This is a genomic window from Methylobacterium sp. OAE515 (assembly GCF_041806315.1).
In the GTDB taxonomy this organism is placed as follows: Bacteria; Pseudomonadota; Alphaproteobacteria; order Rhizobiales; family Beijerinckiaceae; genus Methylobacterium; species Methylobacterium tardum.
In genome coordinates this window covers 6071000-6096324 of record NZ_JBGMUV010000001.1, presented here as the reverse complement: position 1 = coordinate 6096324, position 25325 = coordinate 6071000, and the positions used below count along the sequence as shown (strand labels likewise).

Below are 25325 nucleotides of genomic sequence, written 5' to 3'. Positions count from 1 at the left end.
CGAACATTCCGCGGCTCGGAAGTGCACGTTTGCAAGTTAGGCTGTGCAGTGCGGTGGCGTGTTGACAAAAGTCATGTGGCGACGCCGAGGCCCAGCTATTCAGTGACGGAAGAGATGGCTCAAAGCAGTCGAGAGGCTGTTTTTCCTCTTCTTGTCAGCATCGTAGCGTGGAGATCCGGCAACGTGAGTAGTTTGCCCTCACTGCTCGACGACGTCGATGCCATCATCGAGCTCCCGCGCGGGCCCGCCGCGGCCGCCGACAGCGCGGCTTTTTCCGGCGTCGCCCCGACCGAGATCCCTCTCGTGGTCGATCTCGACGGAACCCTGATCCACTCGGATCTGCTCGTCGAGTCCTTCCTCGCCCTTGCGGCGAGCCGGCCGCTGCGGGCGGCCTCCGCGCTCCTGAGCCTGCGCAGCGGCAAGGGTGCCCTCAAAGCACGCCTCGTCGACGAGTTGCGGCTCGACATCGGGGGCATTCCCCTGAACGAGGCCGTGGTCGCGCGGATCCGCGCGGAGAAGGCCGCGGGCCGACAGATCTATCTCGCCTCCGCCTCGGACATCCGCCTCGTCGAGGCGATGAGCGCCCGGGTCGGGCTGTTCGACGGCGTGCTCGGGTCTTCGGGAGGCGTGAACCTTTCGGGGCGCGCCAAGGCCGATGCCCTGTGTCGCCGCTTCGGTGAGCGGCGCTTCGACTACATCGGAGGCTCGAGCGTCGATCTCCACGTCTGGGGCCGGTGCCGGAAGGCTCTGATGGCCGGGGGGACCGACCGGCTGTTCCGCAAGCTGAAGATGCTCAGCCCGGATGCCGTGTCCCTAGACGCGGGTACGACGCCGTGGCGCGATTATTTGCGCGCCCTGCGCCCGCACCAGTGGCTCAAGAACATCCTCGTCTTCGCCCCCGCGCTGGCCGCCCATGCCGGATGGCCCACGCTGATGCTCTGCGTGCTGGCGTTCTGGAGCTTCAGCTTCTGCGCCTCCGCCGTCTATGTCCTGAACGACCTCCTCGATCTGCGGTCGGATCGGGCGCATCCCCGGAAGTGCCGTCGCCCGTTCGCCTCCGGGCGCGTCCCCCTCGTCCACGGGGCCGCCATGATCCCGGCGCTCCTGACGGCCTCCGTCCTGCTGGCGGCGGCGCTGCCGCCGGAGTTCCTGCTGGTCCTCGGCGGCTACTTCATGCTGACGACGGTCTACTCCCTCTACCTCAAGCGGAAGATGGTGGCGGATGTCGTCGCCCTGGCGGTCCTCTACGCCTGTCGCCTGGTCGGTGGCGCCGCCGCCGTCGGTCTGACGCTGTCGCATTGGCTCCAGGCGCTGTCGATCTTCCTGTTCCTGTGCCTCGCTCTCGTGAAGCGCTGCGCGGAGCTGGTCGATCGCGTGCAGGCCGGCAAGGGCGACCCGGCGGGCCGCGGCTACAAGCTGGATGATCTGCCCTCCCTCGAATCGATGGCCGCGGCGAGCGGTTACCTCACCGCCCTGGTCATGGCCCTCTACCTCAACAGCGACGCCGTCTCGGCGCTGTACCGCCACCCCGAGCGCATGTGGCTGATCTGCCTCGCGCTCCTGTTCTGGGTGAGCCGGATGATCCTGAAGACGCGCCGGGGCGAGATGGACGACGACCCGATCGTGTTCGCCCTGAAGGACAGGGTCAGCTTGGTGACGGGCGTCGCCTGCGCGGTGATCATCGCGGCGAGCATCTGAGCCCCATGCGGATCCGTGCGACGACCGAGCCCGAAGCAGGTCAGGGACCCTTGTGATGATGCTGTCCGGCTGGGGCAACTACCCGCGCGTGGACTGCGCCGTCCTGCGTCCTCGGGATACCGAACAGGTCATGGACACGATCGGCGCGCGCTCGACCCTGATCGCCCGCGGCGCGGGCCGGTCCTACGGCGACGCCGCGCTCAACCGCGCCGCCACCGTGGTGGTCACGCGGCTGAACCGCATCGCCTCCTTCGATCCGAGTTCCGGCGTGGTCACCTGCGAGGCCGGCACGACGCTGGACGAGCTGATCGAGGTGTTCCTGCCCCGAGGCTGGTTCCCCTGGGTCACGCCCGGCACGCGCTTCGTCACCGTGGGAGGCGCCATCGCCAGCGACGTTCACGGCAAGAATCATCACTGCGACGGGACTTTTGGCCGTCACGTGATCTCCATCGACCTCGCCCTGGCCGACGGCTCGGTGGTGCGCTGCAGCGACAACGAGAACCCCGACCTCTTCGCCGCGACGCAAGGGGGCATGGGCCTCACCGGCGTGATCCTGCGCGCCACCTTCCGGCTCCGGCCGGTGGAGACCGACCTCGTCGTCCAGGACACGACACGGACGCAAAACCTGTCGGAGACACTGCACGCGCTGGAAGACGCCTCCGAGTCAACCTACTCGGTCGCCTGGATCGACTGCCTCGCTCGCGGGCCTGCCCTCGGCCGCGGCGTTGTCTACCGGGGCGAGCACGCCACCCTGGGCGACCTGCCACCGGATCGCGGCGGCCGCGCCTACGGCACGGCGCCCGTCCGGAGCCGGACAGTCCCGGCCTCACCGCCGAGCTTCGCCCTGAACCGCTACAGCATGGGCGCGCTCAATGCGGTCTACTACCGGCGCACGAAGACGGGCCAAGCCCTGGTCTCGTACCAGACGTTCTTCTACCCGCTCGACGCGCTCCTGCACTGGAACCGGATCTACGGGCGGCAGGGGTTCGTGCAGCACCAATGCGTGCTGCCTCTGGCCTCCTGCACCGAGGCCCTGCGCGAACTGCTCACGATGATCGCCGCCCGCGGCACCGGCTCGTTCCTGGCGGTGCTGAAGTTGTGCGGGGAGGAGGCGCGCGGGCCGCTCTCGTTCCCGCTCCGGGGCTACACCCTGGCGCTGGATTTCCAGGCGACGGCCGGCAATTTCAGCCTGCTTACCGAGCTCGACGAGGTCGTGGCGGCCCATGGCGGGCGCCTCTACCTGGCCAAGGACGCCCGCGGCGGGGCCGGGCTCCTGCGCGACGGCTACCCGCGCCTCGATGAATTCTCCCGCACGCGCGACCGCTACGACCCACGGCGGCGGTTTCGATCCGTTCAGTCAGAGAGGCTCGGGCTATGACACCGATGATCGCCGACCTTGCTCCGCCCGATACCGGGTCTCAACGCCAGCATCCGGGAGCACCGGCATGAGCGCGGACCTGTCCCCGGTCCTGATCGTCGGCGCGACCTCCGATATCGGTCTCGCCCTGGCGCACGAATACGCCAAGCGCGGCGCGGCCCTGATCCTGGCGGCGCGCCAGCCCGACCGGCTCGACGCCGACCTCCTCGATCTTCAGAACCGCTACGGCGTGAGCGCGCGATCCATCGCCCTCGATCTCCTGGACGCAGACAGCCGCGCGCGGTTCCTCGACGCGCTGCCGGTCGTGCCCGCGACCGTGATCTCGGTGGCGGGGCTGCTCGGCGAGCAGGAGCGCTCGGAGAGCGACGCGGCGCTCGCCGAGGCCGTGATGACGACGAATTACGTGGCCCCGGCGCTCATCCTCTCGGCCCTGGCCAACCGGATGCTGGGGCGGGGATCCGGCACGATCATCGGCGTCAGCTCCGTCGCCGGGGATCGCGGGCGCGCCTCCAACTACCTGTACGGCTCGGCCAAGGCCGGGTTCAGCGCGTTCCTGTCGGGCCTGCGCGCCCGGCTGCGGGCGCGCGGCATCCACGTGCTGACGGTGAAGCCGGGCTTCGTCGATACCCGGATGACGAGCGGCATGAAGCTGCCAGCGGTGCTCACGGCCTCGCCCGCGCAGGTCGCCCAGGAGATCGTCCGCGCCCATCTCGGTCGCCGCTCGGTGATCTACACCCTCGGCCGCTGGCGCTGGATCATGCTGCCGATCCGCCTGCTGCCCGAACCCCTCTTCATGCGGCTGAAGTTCTGATGGGCACCTCGTCGACGCTTCCGGTCCCCGAAATGGCCCGCGCCGGGCGTGGATGGCGCGAGGCGGACTTGGTCCTGCTCGGGCTGATCTTCTCGGCCGCCCTCGCGCTCCTCGCACGGGACGGGATCCTGTCGAGCGTGGTGACCTACTCGGACGAGACCGAGCATCTGCGCCGGACGATGATCTTCGCCCGGATCTGGCGGGGCGAATTGGGCTCCGACCTGATTGCCTCCGCCTATGGCGGCGGCATCTGGCCGCCGCTCTACCCGGCCCTGATGGGCGCCCTCGAGGCTGTGACCGGCCTCGGCGTGCCCGGGCTGCGGCTGGTCAACGTCGCCTTGGTGTTCTCGGGCTTCGCATTCTTCACGCGGAGCATCGACGATCTGCGCTTGCGGCTGCTCTCGCTCGTCGTGCCGGCCTGCTTCCTGGTGGGGACCACGACCTATTTCCAGATCCGGCCGGAGAACCTGGCGATCCTTCTGGTCGGCCTCGCGTGCCACACACTCGTGCGCGGGCGCCTGTTCGATTCCGCCAGGCCCGATCCGGCGCCGCCGCTGCGCTACGCGGCACTCGGTGCGATCACCGGTCTGACCTGCCTCACACACGCCGTCTTCGCGCTCTGTGCCGCGTACCTGTCGGTGCTCGCATTCCTCGATCTCCGCCGGCGCTGGGTGTTCGTCGCCGCCTTCCTGACCGTCGCGGGGCCCTATTTCGTCGTCCAGAACAGCCTGCACACCGGCGTGGTGTTGTTCGCCACGACCGCCGAGGAGAATCTCGCCCGCAACAACAATCCGTACCTGAACAGCCATCCCCGCGGGGTCGCCGACGACCTGCTCTTCGCCGAGATGGAGCGCCGGTACGCCGCCGGGGACCGGGTCGCCTATCCGAAGCCGCGCGTGGTGCCCGACAACCGCTACGAGCAGTGGCTGCACGACGAGAACAAGCGTCGGATCTTCAAGGCGATTGCCCTCGACGAGATCCGGGCGGACCCGGCGGGCGCGCTCAAGCGCCTGGGCGAGCGCGTCGTCGGTCTGCTGTCCGGCGACGCCTGCCTGGATGATGGCCGCTACGGGTGCTTGGTCTCCGCCGGCGTCGATCGTGCGGCCTACGCGGTGTTGGTCGCCCTGGGGCTCGTCGGCATGTTCGCCGCCGGCCGGACCGAGCTGCGCCGCCCCGGCGCGCTCTCGTTCCTCGCTTTGTGCGGCGTGCTCCTCATTCCGATGGTGCTGACACAGGGACTCGTTCGACACTTCGTGATCGTGCTGCTCATCGGCGCCTATGGCGGCCTCATGCGGCTGGGCGAGAGCGGACGCGCACGCCCAGCCGCGCTCGGCGACGGGAGGCCCGGCGCGTGACGCAAACATGGTCTGACGACCCGGGCGCCGGCCAGCGAGAGGCCGCCACACGACAGCCCGGCGCGCAGGACGGTCTCACCGCGCCTCGTCCGGATCAACGTGTCGACGCGGGTGCCGATCTGCGTTTCGCGGCCCTGGACGGCTGGAGAGGCACGGCCGCCCTCGTGGTCTGCCTGTATCACCTGAGCGTCCTCGGCACGTTCTACGACGTCTCGCTTGTTCGAAACGGGGGATATTTCGTTGAGTTCTTCTTCGTGCTCAGCGGCTTCGTGCTCGCGCACGCCTATGCAGGCTCGCTCCGTGACCGGATCTCGCTGGCGGCATTCATCGTCCGGCGCGTCGGTCGCCTCTGGCCCCTCCACGCGTTCACGCTGGGCCTCCTCGTCGCCTACGAGGTCATCAAATGGTCGGCGCTGCGCTTCGCCGATCTGCGCGCCGGTGCAGGCGCCTTCGTCGGCGAAACCGGATTGCACGCGCTGATCCTGAACACGTTCCTGCTCCACGGTCTTGGCACCTTCCCGATGCCAACCTGGAATGTGCCGAGCTGGAGCATCAGCGCCGAGTTCTTCACGTATCTGCTGTTCGGCTGGATCTGCTTCCGGGTCTACGGCCGCCTGAGCCTTGTGGCTCTCGCCATCGCGCTGACCGCCGGTGGGGTCGCGGCCTTCCTCCTGCAGGTGCAGGGCGCCGCGTGGCTGCGGGCCGCCTTTCCGATCTGCGTCTGCAACTTCTTCCTCGGCGTCGCCGCGTACGGCGCGTTCCGTTACATTCGGAGCCGTGTCCGCCTGCCCTGGGCCTATCTCGAGATCGTCGCGCTCCTCCTGATCGGTCTCGCCTTCGAGTTTGCGTGGCTGCACGAACTGGTCATCGTTCTTCCCATGCTGTTTGCCGGCACCATCATCGTCTTCGCCTTCGAAGAGGGCCAGGTCTCGCGCGTGCTCTGCACGGGGGGCTTCCAATACCTCGGGAAGATTTCCTACTCGATCTACCTGGTTCATTTCGTGATCATCACCGGCATCAACGGTGGATCGCGGGTCCTTGAACAAATTCTGCATCGAAAGTTGCGCATCGGCATGGACGTCGCGGGTCGTCCCGTCGACGTGCTGGCCGTCGGGCCACTCTGGATGGGTGATCTCGTCGCGCTCTGTTACATCGCCGCCGTCATCGGCGTCGCCACCGGGACGTATCACTTCGTGGAGCGACCCTGGCAGAAGCGGTTCGACGCCTGGGCTTTTCGGATGCCGCGGTCGCGGCGCCTGACCGCCTTTGTCGGCCATGGCCGCCCTCGGCGCGCTGAAGATGCCCGCTCCTACCTGTGATCGGGCATCCGGCTCGTCTCGCCCTGATGCCGGACGCCGCCAGCGCCCGCGGAGTTCGGACGCGCCGCGCACCTTGAGAGCCGGAGAGGAAATGCAGATGCCCCTCGATCGCATATCCCTGATGCTGCGCTACGCGGGGTTCGCGCTGCTCTCGATCGCGATCAACTGGCTGATGCAATTCTGCATGCTCCGGACGGTGCCGGGAGCCGGGGCCATCTATGTGGCGCTGATCGCCGGAACGGGGGCGGGATTCGGCGCAAAGTACCTGCTCGACCGGAACTACATCTTCTATCACACCTCGGCCGGTGCGGCGCAGGAGATCTGGGTCATGGCCCTTTATCTGGGGACCAGCGTGCTCATGACGGGCCTGTATCTGACGTCGCAGGGTCTTGTATATTATAAGTACGGCGAATGCGCGCTTTACTACGTTACAGGTACTCTGGTGTTGATTTGTGGGTATACAACCAAATTCATTCTCGACGGATATTTCGTTTTCAAACCGACATTGAGGAGCACCGCGTCGGGCGCGCCGATCTGAAGCAACCAAAGTGAGGTTTGGCCCGACGCTCAGCGAAGCGGGCGCCGCCTTCCACTCAATGAACCGAGAGGGACGCGGAACGCCGTCCTGACGCAGCAGTGCATCCGGCCGCGGGCTCAGCGCGCCGCGTCCACCTAATCGACGTGTGGGACCTCGATGGCTTCGACGGATTCCACGTCGGCGCGGATCCGCTTTCCATCTGCAAGGTGGAGCGTGACGCGATGTCCGCTGAGCCCGAGACGGGCGCAGGCGAAGGTCTTGCCGCTGGCCATGTGCACGATCGGCTGGAGGCGGCGCTCGTCATTCGCTTCGAGGGCGCTGATCCAGTCTGCCATCTCGCGAAACGTCGCTTCTCTCATCATCCGACCTCATCAGGGTGACCGGACGGTGCATGAAACCGTCGGCCGAGCCGCCACTCTGGACGGTCTATCAGTCACCGGGCGGATGGAAGATACAGTCAAGCCTGCGCCGGAAGATTTACACGATGCGGTGACAATGACGCAGGCGGATGCGCAGCGTCCGTTGTGGGTTCCCGTGGGCTCGACCAGCGGTTGCGCGTGCCGGCGCGGGTGGCTGGTGGAGGCGGGATGTCCAGCCGATGCGCAAGAGGTCGAGACGCGCACCGGCGCGGTCGCGTGCGTCAGGATCCGGAGATCGACCGTCAGCCGGAGAACCGGACCTGCTTGGGCAGGCAGTCGCGAAGCGTGCGCGTGGTAGGATCTCGGTGGGACCGGATCATCCCCTCCGCATCCTCGTCCTGAGATACGGCGAAGCCGCCTCGAGGGCGCCCTCCAGCCAGTCGCGCGATTTCTGGAGCCCGCCTTCGAGGCCTCTGCTGTGCTCCGGCGCCTCAGGATGAGGCCAGGGATGGGACAGACGCTCGCCGTCGCCGTTCGCCAGCACGCACCTCGCTCGCACAGCGTGTCGCAATCCGAACGGCCGCGGACCTAGCGCGCATTCCGGTAGGCGCGCGACGAGAAGACGGTCGTCAGGATGATGCGGACATCGAGAAGTAACGACCAATGATCGATGTAGTATAGATCGTGCTCGACGCGCGCCCGCATCTTGTCGTCGGTGTCCGTCTCGCCGCGAAGTCCGTGGATCTGGGCCCATCCTGTGAGGCCCGGCTTGATGTTGTGGCGGCGCGCATAGGCCGGGATCTTGCTCTCGTATTCCCAGTCGTGGGCCAGGGCGTGTGGACGAGGCCCCACCAGGGACATGTCTCCGCGCAGCACATCGAACAATTGCGGTAACTCGTCGAGGTTCGTCCGACGCAGGATCGCGCCCACCCTGGTGATGCGACTGTCGTTGACCGTGGCCTGACGGATGACCGGCCCATCGTCCAAGGTGTTCATGGTGCGGAACTTGGTGATCCGGAACGGCCGCTGATTGTACCCGTGGCGCTTCTGCCGGAAGAACACCGGACCTTTGGTGTCCATCTTGATGGCCACGGCGACGAGGATCATCAGCGGCGCGAGGGTCACGAGGCCGGCGAGAGCGGTGACGATGTCGAACATGCGCTTCGCCACCTGATCCAAGGCGGAAAGCGGCGGTCGACAGAGCTTGACCGCGCTGTTCCAGCCGAACCGCCGGACTTCGATCGTCTGCGGATCGTAGAGTTCCTGATCAAGGAGGAGATTGAGCCCCACCGGCAGATGGGTACAGCCGCGCACGATGTGGTGGATCAGGTCGCGTGCCTGTTCCGGCAAGAGGATGACCACTTCTTCGACGGCGGCCCCGCGCAGGGCGGCGATCCTGTCCACGACGATGCCGCGCAGTTCATCCTCGTCTGCGACGCCGGATGGGCAGACCGCCCAGTCGGGCAACTCGAAGGCCGTGAACCGGACGGCCATCCGATCGGGCTGCTTGATCCTGAAAGCGGCGATCGCCTGAGCGGTGCCGATCAGGCCGATGCGCTGGGCCTCCAGGTAGCCGGTCCGGACGGCGGCCTCGATCAGCCGTGCGGCCGCGGCTCGTCCGAGGAGCAACCCGCCGCAGCCGGCAGCATATTGCGTGAACAAGCTGCCACGCGAGTAGAAATCGGTGACGTGCGTCAGGAAGAGGAGGCAGACGACGACCGAGAAGGCGCTGTTGAAGCTGAAGAAGGCCTTGCGGGTGAGCTTGCCCTCGTCGCCCTGCTGCTCGACGCTGTAGCCCCCGTCGAAGACCATTGCCACGACGGTCGCGGCCGCGAGGCCGAGCGACACGGCGATATAGATCTCGATGTCGCGCAACTGACCCGCCAGCGCGAACTGATAGCCGATCGCGCCCAGAAAGGCGCTGCCGCTGACCAGCAGGAGGTCGATGGCTGCCAGGATGACGAGGAGGTCCTTCGACAGAAGGCGAAGGCGCGGGATCCGCGCTTTGGCGGCGGCCGTCGTGAGGCCCTCGGCCGTACGGCTGCCAAGCCCCGCTCCTGGAAGAGCCGCGCCGGCGAGTCCGGTCCTCGGGAATGTCGTTTCGGCCTGCAGGCTCGCCATAAGCGTCTCCAACGGCGATCGAGATCGATCCTTGATAGGGACGTCGCACGACGCCCCCGGGAGAGATTGCGCTGCAGTCGCGCGGAGCAGGCGCCATGGCCGCGCTCGCGCCGTCGGCGAATTCCTCTCGCCGAAGGCAGGAACGCGGGTCTGCGCGCGACAGGCCGAAGGCGCCGAGGCACGGCCGGTCCGATGACCGACGCGATCCCCTCAGCGGCAAAAATCTTGATCGAGCAGTGACATAAGGTGTTTTAGACCTATCTCATCAACTCTCGACAGAAGTTTAGGGCGAATTTAGATCGATGGATTGACAAATCTCAAGCTATTGCGAGCCTCCAGCGGCGTTGGCATTGATCCATGCTGAAGCTTGGCTTCGGGCTTCGAAGGTCAGAGCCGCGGCTCAACCGTCGGCGCTGAATCGCTCACGAATTTGAGCATGATGCGGTCGCGCTCCACCTTGGCGCCTCTATGTACCAGATCCAGGTAGTACTGCGCATAAGGAAAGAATCGCAGCTGCGGATCCGGATATTTCCCCCAGACTAGATCGGTCTTGCTGTCCGATGTCGGTGGGCCGTACTTGCCGATCAGGGCCTTCCGGAAAATCTGCAGGGAGGCGTCGTTGACCGCCCCATCCTGCTCGGTAGACACTTGGTAGATGAGCATCCGCCCCGGATGATCGGGAAGATCTTCGACGAAGTTGACATTGACGCGGCGTTCCTGCTCGCGCCAGTTGAGCGAGCCGATGCAATTCCGCTCCACCGCCCGTGTGTTGACCACCCCCCGTTTGCGCGCTTCCCGCCATTGTTGCTCGTAGGCGATCACGTCGGCGGCGCATTCCTTCAAGGAGACGTTGCGCTCCGTGGCGTGGGCGCACTCCATGATGTGCTGCGTGTCCTCCAAGCTCATGCCGAGCTTGAGGCCCCCGATATCGAACTCGCCGACGTCGGATGGCTGGATGGACGGTCCACGGGCCGCCTCACAGGTCGACGGGTTGGGTTCCGGCTGCTCGGGCGAGGCAGGTTCGGGCGCGATCTCGACCTGGGCGGGATCGGCCAGGAGGACGGCGCCCACGATCCCGCCGCCGAGGAGCACGATCAGGAGGTAAACGACCAGACGCATCGCCCTCGGCGGCCCCCTGAGCCCCAGTCGTCGGGAAGACTGTCGATCGGAGCGGACGGGCGCGGACGAACGACAGGACGGAGCCGCAAGCCAATCTCAGATCATCCGAGGTCGGCTCGAGGGCTGGATTGATCGCGCTTCGCGCTGACCGTTTCGATGGGTCGAAGAATCGCGCCAAGGTTCGGTGCTGCGGCCCTCGCCAGACCGGCGGCGCGGAGAAGGGAATGCGGATCCGACCTGGCAGAACACGCCGCCAGGATCGCCCGACTCAGCACGGCTGTGACTTTTCGGTCTGCCGGTAGAGGATATGGTCTCTTTCCATGGCCGGCACGGCACAGGTGCGCGCGCTCGCGTAGGAGAGACGGGAGGCGAAGACATAGCCCGCGCCTCGGACTGATTTGATCAGCTGCGGGTTCTTCGGATCGATCTCAATCTTCTTGCGCAGTCGGACGATCTGAGCATCCACAACCCGGTCGAGACCGTTCCACTCGCGCCCGCGCGTGAGATCCATAAGCTGATTGCGGGTCAGGACTTGCCCTGGATGCTCGACGAAGACTTTCAGCAGCTCATACTCGCCGGAGGTCAGGACGATGTCATGGCCCAGGGGCGAGGTGAGCTTGCGCCGACTCGGATTAAACTGCCACCCATCGAAGGAGAAGACCTGCTCGCCCGTGCTGCTGGCGGGCATCGTGGGCTGAATGCGTCGCAGGATGCTCTTCATCCGGGCGACGAGCTCACGGATATGGAATGGCTTCAGGATGTAGTCGTCCGCACCGATCTCCAGTCCGACGATGCGGTCGATGACGTCCGTGCGGCTTGCCATCATGATCAGCCCGACCTTCCAGGACAGGCTTCTGACCTCGCGTGCGAGCTGCAATCCGTCGATGTCGGGCAGTACGAGGTCGAGGAGGATGAGGTCGATCCCGTCATGGGCCAGGCACTGGTGCATGCCGGCCGCCCCGCTCGTGTCTCGGACGCTGAACCCCTCCAGCGCGAGTTGCCGCGCCAGAGCCGAGCGACTCTCCTCGTCGGGATCGACGATCAGCACGCGGTGTGCTCCAGGCAACACGCTTCGCAGCAACCAACGTCTCCCGACGCAGGCGAGGCACATCTCGCTATGGGAGTCTAAATAGCACGTGTATTCGTCGGTTAATAGCATCATATGTGAGATTCCGTCTGCAAGATGTCAATCAATGCGCTGACGGGCTCTGTCGCCACGGCGTTTGTTTCAATTCTGGAAACCGCTGGATTGATTTGACGTCCCCCAACGTGCCGGTTCCAGACCCGTAGTCCTCCTCAGCCCGCCGACGGCATCGGCCGCTGGCGGACGGAACGGAGCTTCGACGCGAGGTGGTCGCACACCCGCGTCCGCAGGGCTGCCATGTCGGTCCCGAGGGCCCGACGCGGCGTTGCGAAGAACAGGATGATGCAGGCGAGAGCCAATCCCGCACCTCCTGTGACCTGCGACGGCCAGAAGCCAAGTGGACGCGTGGCCCAGCTCAGCAGCATGTCGAGGCCCGCGGCCGAGCTTGCCCAGGCTGCAGCCGTCGCATGCATCCGCAAGATCTGAGGTCCGGACAGGTGCAGACGGCTTGAAACAGCCCTTAGCGACAGACAGTAGTAAAGCGTTGTCGCCGCAGTCACCGCCCCGGCCACACCGTTGAGGCCGAGCGTTGTGACGCACAGGGATAGTCCGACGATGCTCATCAGGTAGAAGAGCTGCCGTCCGGCGACGGGCCAGAATTCGCCTTTCGCCATCAGCAGGGAATCCGAAATCTTGTAGCTGATCCGCGGGAGCAGCCCCAGGGCGAGAAGCTGAAGCACCGGGATCGATTGCCCCCAGTCCGGTCCCAGGAGGATCCGGACGGCCGCCTCGGCGTGGAGGACGAGGGCGACGCTGGCGATTGCGAAGACCGGCAGGCTCGCGGCCATCGCGCGCGAGAAGGCCTCGACCTGGCGGTTGGGCTCGTCGGCCATCGCCGCGAACGTCGGGAGGAGCACGCGGGACAGACTCGATCCGAGCACGTCCTTGGCGAGATTGACCAGGGTGGCGCCGCGCGAGAACAGACCGAGCGCATGCGCGCCGAACAGTGTCCCGACGAGAAAGTTGGGACTGCTCAGGGCCGCCCAGTTGATGACCTGCATGACCGTGCCGGCGTAGCTCGCCTTCGCCAGGTCCCGGGCGGCCGCGAGCGGAGGCCGACGAAACCTGGGGATACGGGCGGCGCGCGCCGTCAGGGCCGCTTCCAGGATGCTCGCCGCGAGGAGTCCGACCAGCAGGGCCTGGATCTGGAAGCCGGCCCAGGCCAGGGCGAGGGCGGGCAGCACGTTGCCGAACAGGTTGCTCTGAAGGGCGATGATCGTGTTGACGCGGAATCGTCCCTCGCGCTGGAGGATCGCTGACAGGACCGAGATCCAGGCGCGGAACGGCATCGTGAGCGAGGCGAAGACCACCACCATGGCGGGGATGATCTCTCGGCCCGCCAGCGCCTGCCCGACCTGCGCGATCGCCACGAGGCCCGCGGAGAGGATGAGGGCGACGCCGGTCGCCAGGAGGAGGGCCATATGGACGTGGGCCGTCGAGATCTGGGACCGCTGCACGAGTGGCACCGCGACGCCGCCCTCGACCACCTGCGCGGCGAGGTTGGCGATGACCGCGACGAGAATCATCACACCGAAATCCGCTGGCGACAGGATCCGCGCGAGGACCGCCGTCGATACGAGGGACAGCATCATGCCGAGCAGGCGCGCGGCGGCGAGCCAGCCCACTCCGCGCAGGACGCCGCGTGACGACACGCCGGCATGGACGAAGGACCGTGCGGCGGGCCCCGTCGCGGATCGGGGCTCAGGCTCGGCCATGGTGTCCCCCGAACAGCCCGGACGCGGTGGGCCCGGCCGCGCTCTGCGCGAGCGTGCGCGTGAGCGAGTCGTAGACGGCGACGGCCGCCACCGTGCCGTAGGTATCGGCGATCCGCTCGGCCGCCGCGTCGCCCAGCGCGCGGCGCCGCCTGGCATCCGCGAGCAGGCCCGAGATCTGCCGGGCGACATCGTCCGGCTTCGGCGGCGCCGGCGCGTGGATCGCGTCGAGGCCGTCGCGGGCATATTCGAGCACGCCGCCGACGGGACTCGCGATGACCGGCAGCCCGACCATCATCGCTTCGGCCACGACGATGCAGAACCCTTCCTCATCGCTCAGATGCACACACAGATCGTGCTCCCGCGCCGTATCGTACCAGCGGGGTCGGAAGCCCGTGAAGGTGACGCTCGCGCCGAGGCCGAGCGACTCCGCCAGCTGCATCAGCCGCGGACGGTCCGGACCGTCGCCGAAGATCGTCAGGGTGCAGTCGTGGCCGTCCCGGCGGAGCCGGGTCAGGGCTTGCAGCAGCACGTCCACCCGCTTGCGCGGAATGAGCCGCCCGGCGGTCACGATCCGCGCGGGCGTGCCGAGCCGGTAATCCGTCTTGCGCGGTGCCTGCGGATCCGCGACGAACAAGGGCACCACCCGCTCCCGGGGGCGACCGCGATGATAGCGCCGCGCCCCCTCCAGGGTGACGCGGCAATCGGCCCAGACCTCATCGACGCGCGGGGAGAGCAGCCACAGCAGGGCCGCGTAGAGGGTCGTCAGCCGTCCGGCCTCCAGCTTCGCGATGTGCTCGAAGGCGATACAGCGGATCGCGCGGTGGTCGAGGAGCGCGAGGCGCCCGACGATGTTGGTCTGCCGGAGCGACAGCACCACGGTGTGCGGCCGGAAGGTACGAAGCGTCGCCCGCAGGGTCCGGAAGCCGCGCCAGAGGCCGGCGAGCGTCAGTTTGGGTCCGTACGAGGCGACGACGAGGTTTTCCGGCCCGACGAGTCGCCCGATCGCCGCCCGCAGCTCGGGCGCGCCCTCATGCAGACCGATGACGCGGACGTCGCAGCCTCTGAGAAAGCCATGCTCCAGCATGGTCTGAAGGCCGATCTCGGCGCCGCCCTTGTTGAACCCGTTGATGACGTACAGAACACGGCACGGCGACATCGTCCTACACCTTGGTTGAGCCCATGGACGTGCGCAGGTGATAGACAAGGCCGGTCACGCGCAGCTTCAGCATGGCCAGGCTGATCCAGGCCAGGGCCGAGACGGGCCGCAAGGCGAGGGCGAGCCCGTAGAAGCGGCTCGCGCTGTCTGGGCGCCCGTCCCGCGCCTCCAGGTTCCCGAGCTTGCGCGCGCGCTCGGAGAGGCGACGCGGGATGTGGGCCAGCAGCCGCGGTTCGGCCCGGGCCAAATAGAACGCCACGAAGGCGTGATGCATCATCAGGTCCTGGCGCTTATTGGTGATGCTCGAGCCGTGATTCCGCTTGTGGACGTGGTGTGGATCGACGAGGGCGCGATACCGCGTGATGCGGGCGAGGCGGCCGAAGAACTCGGTATCCTCGAACACGCGCAGGCTCTCATCGAAGCCGCCGGCGAGTTCGAAGACGGAGCGCCTGAGGAGGACCGATGAGGGAATCACCGGCGGATCGCTCAAGAAGTAGCTGAGCGCGAGATCACGCGAATTCGTGTGATCGAGAACGCGCACGGGCGTGAGCGCGTCCGGGGCATGGTTCTGGAACAGGCAGAAGCCCGTGTAGACGAGCCCGGTTTCGGGGTGCTCCGCGAGCGCTTGAAGCTGCGCGGCGAGCTTGCCCGGCATCCAGAGGTCGTCGGCGTCGAGGAAGGCGATCAGAGGGGCGCTGCAGTGGCGGACCGCGGCGTTGCGGTTGCGAGAGGTTCCGTACCCCCCGTGACGCAGCACCGTGATGCGGGCATCGAGCCCGCGGAGGCGCTCCAGCACCGCGACGGTGGCGGCGTCCGATCCGTCATCCGCGACGACGATTTCGCGGATTGCGTCGGCGGCGGTCTGCGCGAGCACGCTCGAGACCGCCTGCTCGATCCAGGCGCCCTCGTTGTAGCAAGTCAGGATGACGGCGACGCTGCCGGGACCGGCGGCGTTCACGAAGCGCTCCGGACGTCGAGGCCGGTCGGCAGGACCGTGACGCTGGCCGCGTTGCGCTTGGCACGGAGCGCGCTGCGGTAGATCTCGTTCAGCCGGTGGTACATCCGCTCGGCGCCCCATTCGCTGAGGTCGATAGCGGCTGCGTTTTCCGCCATGCGCGCCCGCGCCGTCGCGTCGTCGAGCAGGCCGCGGATCCGGGCGAAGAGGTCGATGAAATCGCCCTGCGGACAGAGATAGCCGTTATGGCCGTGCCGGATCACGGCCTCGATCCCGGGCAAGTGAAAGGCCACGACTGGACGGCCCGTGGCGCAGTACTGCACGACGGCCCGCGGAAGTCCCTCGCGCTCGGAGCAGTAGAGGCACAGGTCGGCCGAGGCGATCAGCTCGCTGGTCGCCTCCACGTAGCCCAGGATCTTGACCTTCTGCGAGAGGCCGCGGCGCTGGACCATGTCCTGCAGCGCACTCTGCTCGCGGCCCTGCCCGGCGAGGAGGAAGGTCGTATCGGGAAAGCGTGCCGCCTGCGCGGCGATCTCGTCGATGAGGCGGGCATGCTGCTTCCGCGCCTCGTAATTCGCGAGGTAGAGCACCTTGAACGCTCGGTTGTCGTTGCCGGGGGCGGGGGCTTGACCACGGGCCGCCAATCTCTGGAACGCGGCGATGTCCATGCCGCTGGCCACCACGTGGTGCCGGTCGGCGCCGCCGAGCCCGTGGGCGACGGCGATGTCGCGCATGCCCGCGCTGACGCTGACGAACTGGTCGGTGGCCCGGGCGAGGGCGCGCTCCAGCCCGAGATAGATGGTGCGCTGGGCGGCGCCGACATTCACGAAGGGCAGGATATGGATGCCGTGGATCACCGCGCTGGATCGCATCCGGACCGCCGCTGCGCGCCCGAGGATGCCGGCCTTGCTGGTGTGGGTGTGGATGATGTCCGGGCGCAGTGCCTGGAGGTGACGGCGCAGGGCGATCAGGGCCGCAGCGTCGGCGATCGGATGGATGGGCCGGATCAGGCTCGGAATGCGGATCGTGGTCACGCGCGGATGGGCCCGGGCCAGCATCTCCTCCTCAATCTCGCCGCCGCACAGGAGGGTCACGTCGTGGCCCCGCTCGGCGAAAGCGTTGCAGGAGAGCATCGTATTCTCGTCTGCACCGCCGCGAATCATGCGCGTGATGACATGGGCGATCTTCAGACCAGTCTCGACCATCGGCCGCTCCCACCAGATCGGAACAAGATGGCGGCAGGCTAGGCTGGATGACTCACGGACAGTTGATTTTAGTCATACAATCTATGCTTTTTAGCTCTGAATACGATGGCAAATTCTCGTCGATCTATGCCTTGAGATCCGGCCGAACACATCCTGCAAACGGATGGTGACGTCAGGCCGGACGGATCTCGCCGGCGATCCGGTCGGCGCAGCGGTGGGCGAGCTGCAGGATGGTCAGGGTCGGGTTCGCGCTACCCGCACCGGGGAACACCGAGGCGCTGACGAGGAACAGATTCGGGACCCCGTGACAGCGCAGCGCGGGGTCGACCACCGAGCGTGTCGGGTCGAGCCCCATCCGGGTCGAGCCGGCGGGATGCGAGGCATCCTGCGCCCTGTTCAGGAATCGGTCGCCCGATGCCTCGTCGTCCGGCTCCCACGCAATCGGGCTCACCGCCGTCAGCCCGGATTGCGACCAGAACGCCTTGAAATGCCGCAAGGCCGCGAGGAACGTCCGGCGATCGGCTTCCGTCGGAGACCAGTCCAGCCGCACCTGGGGTGTGCCGAACGCATCGCGGCGGTCCGACAGGGTCACCCGGTGCGCCGCGCTCGGGGCCTGCTCGATCCGCATCTCGGCCGTGATGCTGATCGTGTCCGACAGATAGAGCTGGCGGTGCCGCAGGCGCCAGAACAGGAGCCGGTACAGAGTCTCGACGTCCAGTGCCTCCCGCAGGAGCTGCCGGTCGCGATGAGGCGGCGCCTTGCCCTGGATGCGCCGACCCAGGTCGCGCAGAGCGCTGTAGATCGACCGCTCGGGCATCGCGAGCCGGAAGTCGATATAGGCGCTCGGGATCGCGTGCTGGCGCTGCGCCTGCGCGCTCAGCTCGAAATGAAGGTTCCGCCGGGTCGCTCCGACGACGTGGTAGCCGAGAAGCCGATTGGTCGCGCAGGCGTCGATCGGAAAGACTCGGCCGACCGCCACCTTGAGATGATCGTTGAAGTAATGGCCGAGCGCCCCGCATCCTGCGAAGGCGCGCTGGTGCGAGACCCGGTCCAGCAGGAGAGCGAGCCGGGTCGTCTCGATGGTGCCTGCCGCGAAGATGAAATACCGGGCCGCGACCCGCAGGCTCGCCCCGTTGGGAGCCCGGGCAACGACCTCGCGGAGCCGTCCGGCCTCAGCATCCAGGCCGAAATCGTGGACGGTGGCGTTGAGGTAGACGGTGACCCGTGCTCCGGCCAGGACCGAGCGCCGTAGAGCCGTGGCGATGTTCCGGTTGCGGAAGGTCGGAAACTTCGCGAATCGACAGCTCACGCCCGCATGCCGCGGATAGAGGCCGAACTTCGGCCAGACCCGCGCCAGGTCCGTCGATTCGAACGGGTGGTGATCGAGATCGAACAGCGTTTCGACCGAGGACGTATGGGCATCCAGTTCCTCGGGATTGATCGGCCACGGCTCGATCGAGGCGTAATCGCGGGCGCCGAGGTCGTGTGCGGTCAGGGGCAGGAGCCGGCCGCCCCAGAGCGTCGAGGCGCCTCCGATCAGGCGGACACGGCTCGCCCGCGCCCCGGCATAGCGGCCTTTCGGATCCTCGACGTCGTTGAGGGCTTCCAGGTGCTCGTCCCGGGCGTGGCCGCCACTCTCCAGCACACAGGCCCGGAGCCCGGGGACCGCACCCAGGCGATGGGCGGCGGCAAGCCCGGCCATCCCGCCGCCGACGATGCAGACATCAACCTCCCGCCGCAGGCACGCGCCATCGGCATCTGACAGGTTGAACACCGTCACTGCCTGACCTCCCCCGAGGCGCTACGTAAGTAGATGCCTTGCAACAGTCATGCCAGCCAGGAATTTGGCACAAATTCAGTTCTGCACGACATTGCCTGCGCGCGAGCTGTCCAAGGATCGGTCATCGCAGTGAATGAGAAAGAAGTGTTCCGTCTTTCCGGTGCGATGTTTGGAGAAAAAGCCGGTCACATAGCAAATTAAGTCCAAGGTGGCGACGCGTCTGCGCTCGTGCGCCAAAATGGGCGGCCTCAATATCGGTCACGATTGTACGCTGCTTTTCAGGTGTTGCAGCCCCGCGCCTTGACCTTTGTCAAGCATAGGGCCTCGCGGCCGATCTAATTTCGTCCCACGGAGCCAGCGAACCGTCTGTGCGCCCTCCATCGCGAAAGGGACGAACCGCTCCATGCGCATCGTATTCCTGATGCCGACCTACTACCCGGACAGCTTCGGCGGTGCCGAGCGTCAGACGCGCATCCTCGCCCGCTCCCTACGCGACCGCGGCGCGGCGATCACGATCCTCACACCAACCCTCCAGGCGCAGGCGGCCGGAACCGACGACCAACCCGAGGGTCGGGTGGTCCGCCTTCCGATGCGCAGCGATCCTTCCCTGGGCGGTCGTTACGTCTTCTCGATGCTGCATTTCTGGTTTCGCGCCTTCCTCTGGCTCGCCCGCCATCGCCGCTCCTACGACGTCATCGCGATCCAGCACCTGCGCCTGCATGCGTGGCCGGGCTTGGTTGCCGGACGACTGTTCGGGAAGCTGCTCTCGGCCAAGCTCGGGCGCGGGGGCGAACATATGGAGTTGCGCCGGCTGCCGGCGCAGAAGCTGCCCTTCGGCAAGCTCGTGGTCGCCCTCGCGCGCCGCTCGCGGCTCATCTTCGTGGCCAACAGCAGTGACATCGCGGGGGACCTCGCCGCTCTCGGGATACCCGCTGACCGGGTGGCGCGGGTGCCGAACGGGGTCGAGTGCCCGATGGAGCCGGGGGCGGCCTACCGCGCTCCGGATGGCGCATGCGTGTTCGTCTATGCCGGCCGGCTCGCGCAGGAGAAGCGCGTCGATCGGCTGATCGAGGCCTTCCGGATCTTCTCCGCCGACCGCCCCGCGACCCTGCGCATCTTCGGGAGCGGCCCGGAGAAGAACCGTCTGATCGAGCAGGCCGCCGGTCTTCCCTCGGTGCGCTTCATGGGCGTCACCGACGATCGCGACGCCATCTACGGGGGCGCGGCCTTCATGATCCTGCCTTCCGATTCCGAGGGCATGTCGAACACCCTGCTCGAAGCCATGGCGTACGGTGCCGTGCCGGTCATCACCGATGTCAGCGGCGTCGGAGACCTCGTCGTCCCCAGGCAGTCGGGTGTGATGCTGGCGGACAACACCCGCGACGCGATCCTGGAGGGACTCGTGACCGCCGGCGCCCTCGATGCGGCGCAGTGGGCTGCCATGAGCGCCGAGGCGCGACAGCGCGTGTGCGAGAAGCACGCGATCAATGTCGTGGCCGAGGCATATCTGCGCCTCTATCGCGAGATGGCCGATGACCAGTTGAACAGGGCGCCTCCTGCACGCGGCCGCGACATCGGCAGCGCCGAGGCCGGCGTCCCGGCGCCTGTTGGCCGATGACCGCCCGCGCGCAGGCCGCCTGCATCGCGCTGCATCGGTTCGGGCTCGGCGCCCGTCCGGGCGACCTCGACGCGATCGCCGACGACCCGCGGGCCCGGGTGGCGGCCGAGCTCGCCGGTGGCGCCGCGATGCCTGAGGGCATGCCCAGCCTCGCCGAACTCGTCACCCACAAGATGCGCTGGGAGCAATACCTCGCCTCCACAACCGCGCGCCGGCCCGCCATGGCCATGGCCGAAATGCCGGCGTCCGGCATGGCCCTCAACGGACGTGCGAACGCCGCGCCTCCATCACCGCCCGAATTGCCGCCCGGCGTCTTCCGCCTTCCGGAGGGGCGCTTCTACGACAAGGAGGTCGAGGCACGCCTCGCGATCCTGCCGAAACCGACCATCGGCCTGACCGAACGGCTCGTCTGGTTCTGGTCGAACCACTTCGCGGTGGGCGTCGCCAAGAGCGGCTGGCAGCGCATCACCGCGGGGGCCTTCGAGCGGGAGGTGGTGCGACCGCACGTACTGGGTCGCTTCGCCGACATGCTGAAGGCCTCGACCCGGCACTTCGCGATGTTGACCTATCTCGACAACAGCAATTCGATCGGCCCCAATTCCCCAGCCGGGCGCTCGCCGTCCGGCGCAGGCCGGGCAGGTCTCAACGAGAACCTCGCCCGTGAGATCCTGGAGCTGCACACGCTGGGCGTGGACGGCGGCTACGGGCAGCGCGATGTCGAGAACCTCGCGCGCATGCTCACCGGCTGGACGACCGGCGATACCCGCAAGGGAGCCGTTGCCGGCAGCTTCGTGTTCAACGCCGCCGCGCACGAGCCCGGCGCCAAGGTGCTGCTGGGTCGCACCTACCCCGAAGCCGGCGCGCAGGAGGCGCTGGACGCCCTCGACGAACTGGCCCGCAAGCCCGCGACTGCCCGCTTCGTCGCGTTCAAGCTCTGCCGTCATTTCGTCGCCGACCAGCCGCCGGAGGCCCTCGTCCAGGCGCTCGCCGAAACCTACCGGCGGACCGACGGGGATCTCGGCGCCGTCACGCGCGCGCTGGTGGAGTCCGATCTCGCCTGGGGCGAGCGGGTGAAGCTGCGCACGCCCCAGGAATTCCTGGCGGCGGCCCTGCGCGCCACCGGCGTGCCGCTCTCGGCGGAGGGCTTCACCCTGATCCTGCGCAGCCTCGCCCAGAGGGTCTGGGACGTGCCGGGCCCGAACGGTTTCCCCGATACGGAGGCCGCCTGGCTCTCGCCCGCCAACTTCCGGGCCCGGTTCGAGGCCGCCTCCGTGGTGGCCGAGCACGAGCGGACGGATCGGGATGTCGGGGAGCTCGCGGCCGCGATCCTCGGCCCCGCTTTGACCCGCGAGACGAGCGAGGGCCTGCGTGCCGCCCCGAACCGACGGGAAGCCATCGCCGTCCTGCTCCTGTCACCCGAATTCCAGCGGAGATGACCATGGCGTGCGGACATGGGGCCGGGCCGACCCGCCGGAGCCTGGCCTTCGGAGCCGGGGCGCTCTACGCCTGGGCCCACGCGCCCCGCTTCGCGCAGGCGACCACCGGCCGCGACCCCCGCCTGCTGGTGGTGATCCTGCGCGGTGCCCTCGACGGATTGTCGGCCGTCGCTCCGATCGGCGACCCGGCCTATCGCAGCCTGCGCGAATCGATCGCGCTGGAGGCCGGCGGCGCGAACCCGGCCCTGCCGCTCGACGGCTTCTTCTACCTGCACCCGGCCATGCGGGAGACGGCGCGCCTGTTCCGCGAGCGCAAGCTGTCGGTGGTCCATGCGGTCGCCACACCCTATCGCGACCGCTCGCATTTCGACGGACAGGACGTGCTCGAGAGCGGGACGCCGCGGCCGGGCGCGTCCCGGACCGGCTGGCTGAACCGGCTCGCCGCACACTTGCCGGCCGGGCGCGCACTCGGGCGCGGCGAGGGTCAGCCGGGCAATCCGGGCGCGGGCGGTCTCGCCATCGGGGCCTCGACGCCTCTGATCCTCCGCGGGCCGGCTCCGGTGCTCGCGTGGTACCCGTCGGATCTGCCGGCGGCCACCGCGACGCTGTTCGACCGGATGGAGCAGATCTACGCCCATACCGATCCGAAGCTCGCACAGGCCCTCGACCGCGCCATCGAGACCGACCGGATGGCGTCCGAGGCCGGGATCGGCGCAAACCTCAACACCCGCACCCAGCCCCACGTGCAGGCCGCGCGCTCCATCGCGACCGGAGCCGCGCGGTTCCTCGTCCGACCGGACGGCCCCCGGGTCGCGGCCCTGTCGTTCGACGGCTTCGACACGCATGCCCATACCGGCGGCGCGTCCGGCCGGCTGGCGGATCTGCTGCAGGCCCTGGACGCGGCCTTGCAGGCCTTCGAGGTCGAGCTCGCGCCGGTCTGGCGGGACACGGCCATCGTCGTCACCACAGAGTTCGGGCGGGCCGCCCGGCTCAACGGCACCCTCGGCACCGATCACGGCAACGGGACCATCGCGCTGCTGGCGGGCGGCGCGATCGCCGGCGGTCGGATGATCACCGACTGGCCAGGCCTGCGCGAGAACCAGCTCTACGAGCGGCGCGATCTGATGCCGACCCTGGACCTGCGGGCCGTCCTGAAGGGCGTCGCGATGGATCTGCTGGGCGCCTCCGACGCCGTCCTCTCGCGGGACGTGTTCCCGGGGACCGAGCACCTGCCGCCGGTGCGGGGGCTGATCGTCTGAGCGCGTCCTGATCGAGCATCGGCCGGATCGGCCCCGAACGTGGAGTTCCTGGTATGCTGGCAAGCTTCGAAGATTACGCAGGTCTGTTGCGCCATCCGGGCCGGCCCGACGAGCACGTGGTGGTCACACCGGGCAAGGTCGGCGCGGTCCGCGCCGCCTCCGCGCTCTCCGCCTTTCCTGTGGTGCACGGTCAGCCGGTGCTCATCGATTTCGAGCGCAGCGTCGTCCGGCGCGCCGATCTCGGGGAGGAGGGGCTCGCGCCGCTCATCGACCGCAAGCCGCATTCCGGCCTGCGCCAGATCGCCAAGGCGCTGTTTCCCTCGACCAAGCGCAGCCGCGCCAATTTCAGCGCCCTGATCGCGGCCGCCAAGGCCTCGGCCGACGATCCGATCGTGGTCGTTGTGGGCGGCGGGACGCGGGGGGAAGGCTCACGCGACCTCTACGCAGATCCGGGCCTGAAGGTCATCGCCTTCGACGTCTACCCGAGCACGGACCTTTCCTTCATCGCCGATGGACACGCCATTCCCCTCGCGGACGCCTCGGTGGACGCGGTGGTGGTGCAGGCGGTGCTGGAGCACGTCGTCGATCCGGCCCGGATCGTCGGGGAGATCGAGCGGGTGCTCAAGCCCGGCGGGCACGTCTACGCCGAGACGCCGTTCCTGCAGCACGTGCATGAGGGGCCGTACGATTTCTGGCGGTTCACGGAGAGCGGGCACCGCCTGCTGTTCCGCGCCTTCGAGCCCATGGCGCGGGGGTCCCTCGGCGGCACGGGCCTGTCCGCCTACTGGGCGATCCGCGCGCTGATGCGGGATCTGACCCGCTCCCGGAAGCTCGGGGGGCTGCTCTCCCTGCCGTTCCTGCCGCTGGCCTTCCTCGACCACGGTCTTCCCGAGGCGCGACAGGTCGACAGCGCGAACGGCGTCTATTTTCTGGGACGCAAGCCGGCCCAGGTCCCTGCCTCGACCACCAATCTGCACCCGCAGGACATCTATCTCGGTCACCAGCGGTGAGGCTTGCTGCGCCGGGCCTTGCGCCCGACGCGTGACGATCCGAGCGGGCGCGCGATCGAGGAGCCGGCGATACGCGACCGCCGGCAGCGACATCAGACGCGATAATAGTCCCGGTACCAGCGCACGAAACGCTCCACGCCGACCTCGATGGGCGTGCTCGGCGCGTAGCCGGTGGCTGCCGAGAGGTCTTCGACATCCGCGTACGTGGCCGGCACATCGCCGGGTTGGAGCGGCAGGAACTCCTTCTGCGCCTTGCGGCCCAGACAGGTCTCCAGCACCTCGATCAGGTGCAGCAGCTGCACCGGCTGGTGGTTGCCGATATTGTAGACCCGGTAGGGCGCGTTGCTGGTGCCCGGATCGGGCAGATCCGAATCCCAGCCCGGGTTGCTCCGGGCCGGCTGCTCGGCAAGCCGCACGATGCCCTCGACCACGTCGTCGATATAGGTGAAATCGCGCATCATCTGACCGTTGGCGAAGACCTTGATCGGCTCGCCCGCCAGGATCGCCCGCGTGAACAGGAACAGCGCCATGTCGGGCCGTCCCCACGGCCCGTAGACCGTGAAGAAGCGCAGGCCGCTGCACGGGATCCGATAGAGATGGCTGTAGCAGTGAGCGAGCAGCTCGTTCGACTTCTTGGTGGCCGCGTACAGGCTGACCGGATGATCGACATTCTGATGGACGGAGAAGGGCATCTGCGTCACCGCGCCGTAGACGGAACTGGATGACGCGTAGAGGAGATGCGCCACCGGATTGTGCCGGCAGCCCTCGAGGACATGGAGGAATCCTTCGACGTTGCTTTTCACGTAGACGTGCGGGTTTTCCAGCGAGTAGCGCACGCCCGCCTGGGCGCCGAGATGAATCACGGTCTCGAAGGCCTGGGCTCTGAAGATCTCGTCCATGGCCGAACGATCGGCCAGATCGATCTTCCTAAACGCGAAGTTGCTGTGTGCGGAGAGATTGCTGAGGCGGCTCTCTTTGAGCGCAACCTCGTAGTAGTCATTGAGGTCGTCGATACCGAGAACGCTGCGACCGGCGTCCAGATAGCGCTTGGCAACGTGGTATCCGATGAAGCCCGCCGCTCCGGTCAACAACACAGGTTTCATGCCGCGCTCCGATGCTGATGTGAAGATTGCTTAACACATGTTGCGCGGTATAATTTTTGGAAATATCAATTTTTTGCCGGAGTGGCTGTTCCCGTTGTCCACAGAATGCGTGCCATGACAGAGGTGTGATGTGAGGACGACGTGTCACACGCTAGCACGCCGAAAACACGCTGAAAATACGGTGTTCGATGAAGATGGATGCATATTTCGCCTCTGGAATATGCAAGGATTGGATCGGAAAAGCGG

At 67.4% G+C, this 25325-nt stretch carries 20 protein-coding genes; 10 read left to right on the top strand and 10 right to left on the bottom strand.

What is annotated here, in order from left to right; translation table 11 throughout:
• Positions 1-183: 183 nt before the first annotated feature.
• From ABIE45_RS29665 to ABIE45_RS29640, 6 genes are all read left to right on the top strand, one after another.
• Positions 184-1698 (top strand): UbiA family prenyltransferase, encoded by a 1515-nt coding sequence (locus ABIE45_RS29665; protein ID WP_209578364.1) that lies wholly within the window; start codon positions 184-186, stop codon positions 1696-1698.
• A 55-nt stretch (positions 1699-1753) separates the two neighbouring features.
• Complete coding sequence (locus ABIE45_RS29660) at positions 1754-3076, top strand: FAD-binding oxidoreductase (protein WP_192707924.1); 1323 nt, start codon at positions 1754-1756, stop codon at positions 3074-3076.
• 67 nt (positions 3077-3143) lie between these two features.
• Positions 3144-3887 (top strand): SDR family oxidoreductase, encoded by a 744-nt coding sequence (locus tag ABIE45_RS29655; RefSeq protein ID WP_192707925.1) that lies wholly within the window; start codon positions 3144-3146, stop codon positions 3885-3887.
• Positions 3887-5242, top strand: a complete 1356-nt coding sequence (locus tag ABIE45_RS29650) for a hypothetical protein (protein ID WP_192707926.1) — start codon at positions 3887-3889, stop codon at positions 5240-5242. Before ABIE45_RS29655 ends, ABIE45_RS29650 begins: the two co-directional genes overlap by 1 nt.
• Entirely contained in the window at positions 5239-6561 is a 1323-nt protein-coding gene (locus ABIE45_RS29645; protein WP_192707927.1) for an acyltransferase, read from the top strand. Before ABIE45_RS29650 ends, ABIE45_RS29645 begins: the two co-directional genes overlap by 4 nt.
• Before the next feature lie 91 nt (positions 6562-6652).
• Positions 6653-7099, top strand: a complete 447-nt coding sequence (locus ABIE45_RS29640) for a GtrA family protein (RefSeq protein ID WP_192707928.1) — start codon at positions 6653-6655, stop codon at positions 7097-7099.
• Positions 7100-7233: 134 nt separating this feature from the next.
• On the opposite strand, the gene ABIE45_RS29635 is transcribed toward ABIE45_RS29640, so the two are convergent.
• The 9 genes from ABIE45_RS29635 to ABIE45_RS29595 form a co-directional block, all read right to left on the bottom strand.
• Positions 7234-7434: a hypothetical protein gene (locus ABIE45_RS29635; protein ID WP_192707929.1), complete on the bottom strand. Its 201-nt coding sequence runs from the start codon at positions 7432-7434 to the stop codon at positions 7234-7236.
• A 612-nt stretch (positions 7435-8046) separates the two neighbouring features.
• A complete protein-coding gene (locus tag ABIE45_RS29630) occupies positions 8047-9579 on the bottom strand; it encodes an exopolysaccharide biosynthesis polyprenyl glycosylphosphotransferase (RefSeq protein ID WP_192707930.1) in 1533 nt (510 codons plus the stop codon).
• 387 nt (positions 9580-9966) lie between these two features.
• Positions 9967-10698, bottom strand: coding sequence for a hypothetical protein (locus ABIE45_RS29625; RefSeq protein ID WP_192707931.1), 732 nt, complete (start codon positions 10696-10698; stop codon positions 9967-9969).
• Between the two features lie 268 nt (positions 10699-10966).
• Positions 10967-11746: a winged helix-turn-helix domain-containing protein gene (locus ABIE45_RS29620; RefSeq protein ID WP_373622803.1), complete on the bottom strand. Its 780-nt coding sequence runs from the start codon at positions 11744-11746 to the stop codon at positions 10967-10969.
• 248 nt (positions 11747-11994) lie between these two features.
• Positions 11995-13557, bottom strand: coding sequence for an oligosaccharide flippase family protein (locus ABIE45_RS29615; protein WP_192707932.1), 1563 nt, complete (start codon positions 13555-13557; stop codon positions 11995-11997).
• Complete coding sequence (locus ABIE45_RS29610; protein ID WP_192707933.1) at positions 13544-14713, bottom strand: glycosyltransferase; 1170 nt, start codon at positions 14711-14713, stop codon at positions 13544-13546. The genes ABIE45_RS29615 and ABIE45_RS29610 overlap by 14 nt, the downstream gene beginning before the upstream one ends.
• 4 nt (positions 14714-14717) lie before the next feature.
• The gene (locus tag ABIE45_RS29605) at positions 14718-15671 is read right to left on the bottom strand and encodes a glycosyltransferase family 2 protein (protein WP_192707934.1); all 954 of its coding nucleotides are present in this window, start codon (positions 15669-15671) and stop codon (positions 14718-14720) included.
• Complete coding sequence (locus ABIE45_RS29600; protein ID WP_192707935.1) at positions 15668-16873, bottom strand: glycosyltransferase; 1206 nt, start codon at positions 16871-16873, stop codon at positions 15668-15670. The genes ABIE45_RS29605 and ABIE45_RS29600 overlap by 4 nt, the downstream gene beginning before the upstream one ends.
• Positions 16874-17045: 172 nt before the next feature.
• Positions 17046-18653 (bottom strand): GMC oxidoreductase, encoded by a 1608-nt coding sequence (locus ABIE45_RS29595; RefSeq protein WP_192707936.1) that lies wholly within the window; start codon positions 18651-18653, stop codon positions 17046-17048.
• Positions 18654-19056: 403 nt separating this feature from the next.
• Between ABIE45_RS29595 and ABIE45_RS29590 the strand changes: the two genes are divergently transcribed.
• The 4 genes from ABIE45_RS29590 to ABIE45_RS29575 are packed head-to-tail and all read left to right on the top strand — an operon-like array spanning position 19057 to position 23976.
• On the top strand, positions 19057-20271 hold the full coding sequence (locus ABIE45_RS29590; RefSeq protein ID WP_192707937.1) for a glycosyltransferase family 4 protein: 1215 nt from the start codon (positions 19057-19059) through the stop codon (positions 20269-20271).
• Positions 20268-21707 (top strand): DUF1800 domain-containing protein, encoded by a 1440-nt coding sequence (locus tag ABIE45_RS29585; protein WP_192707938.1) that lies wholly within the window; start codon positions 20268-20270, stop codon positions 21705-21707. The genes ABIE45_RS29590 and ABIE45_RS29585 overlap by 4 nt, the downstream gene beginning before the upstream one ends.
• Before the next feature lie 2 nt (positions 21708-21709).
• The gene (locus tag ABIE45_RS29580; RefSeq protein ID WP_192707939.1) at positions 21710-22966 is read left to right on the top strand and encodes a DUF1501 domain-containing protein; all 1257 of its coding nucleotides are present in this window, start codon (positions 21710-21712) and stop codon (positions 22964-22966) included.
• A 53-nt stretch (positions 22967-23019) separates the two neighbouring features.
• Positions 23020-23976, top strand: coding sequence for a class I SAM-dependent methyltransferase (locus ABIE45_RS29575; RefSeq protein WP_192707940.1), 957 nt, complete (start codon positions 23020-23022; stop codon positions 23974-23976).
• A 92-nt stretch (positions 23977-24068) separates the two neighbouring features.
• Here the strand turns inward: ABIE45_RS29575 and ABIE45_RS29570 are convergent, their stop codons facing one another.
• Positions 24069-25079 carry an NAD-dependent epimerase gene (locus ABIE45_RS29570; RefSeq protein WP_192707941.1) on the bottom strand — a complete coding sequence of 337 codons (1011 nt, stop codon included), beginning with the start codon at positions 25077-25079 and terminating at the stop codon, positions 24069-24071.
• Between the last annotated feature and the right edge of the window lie 246 nt (positions 25080-25325).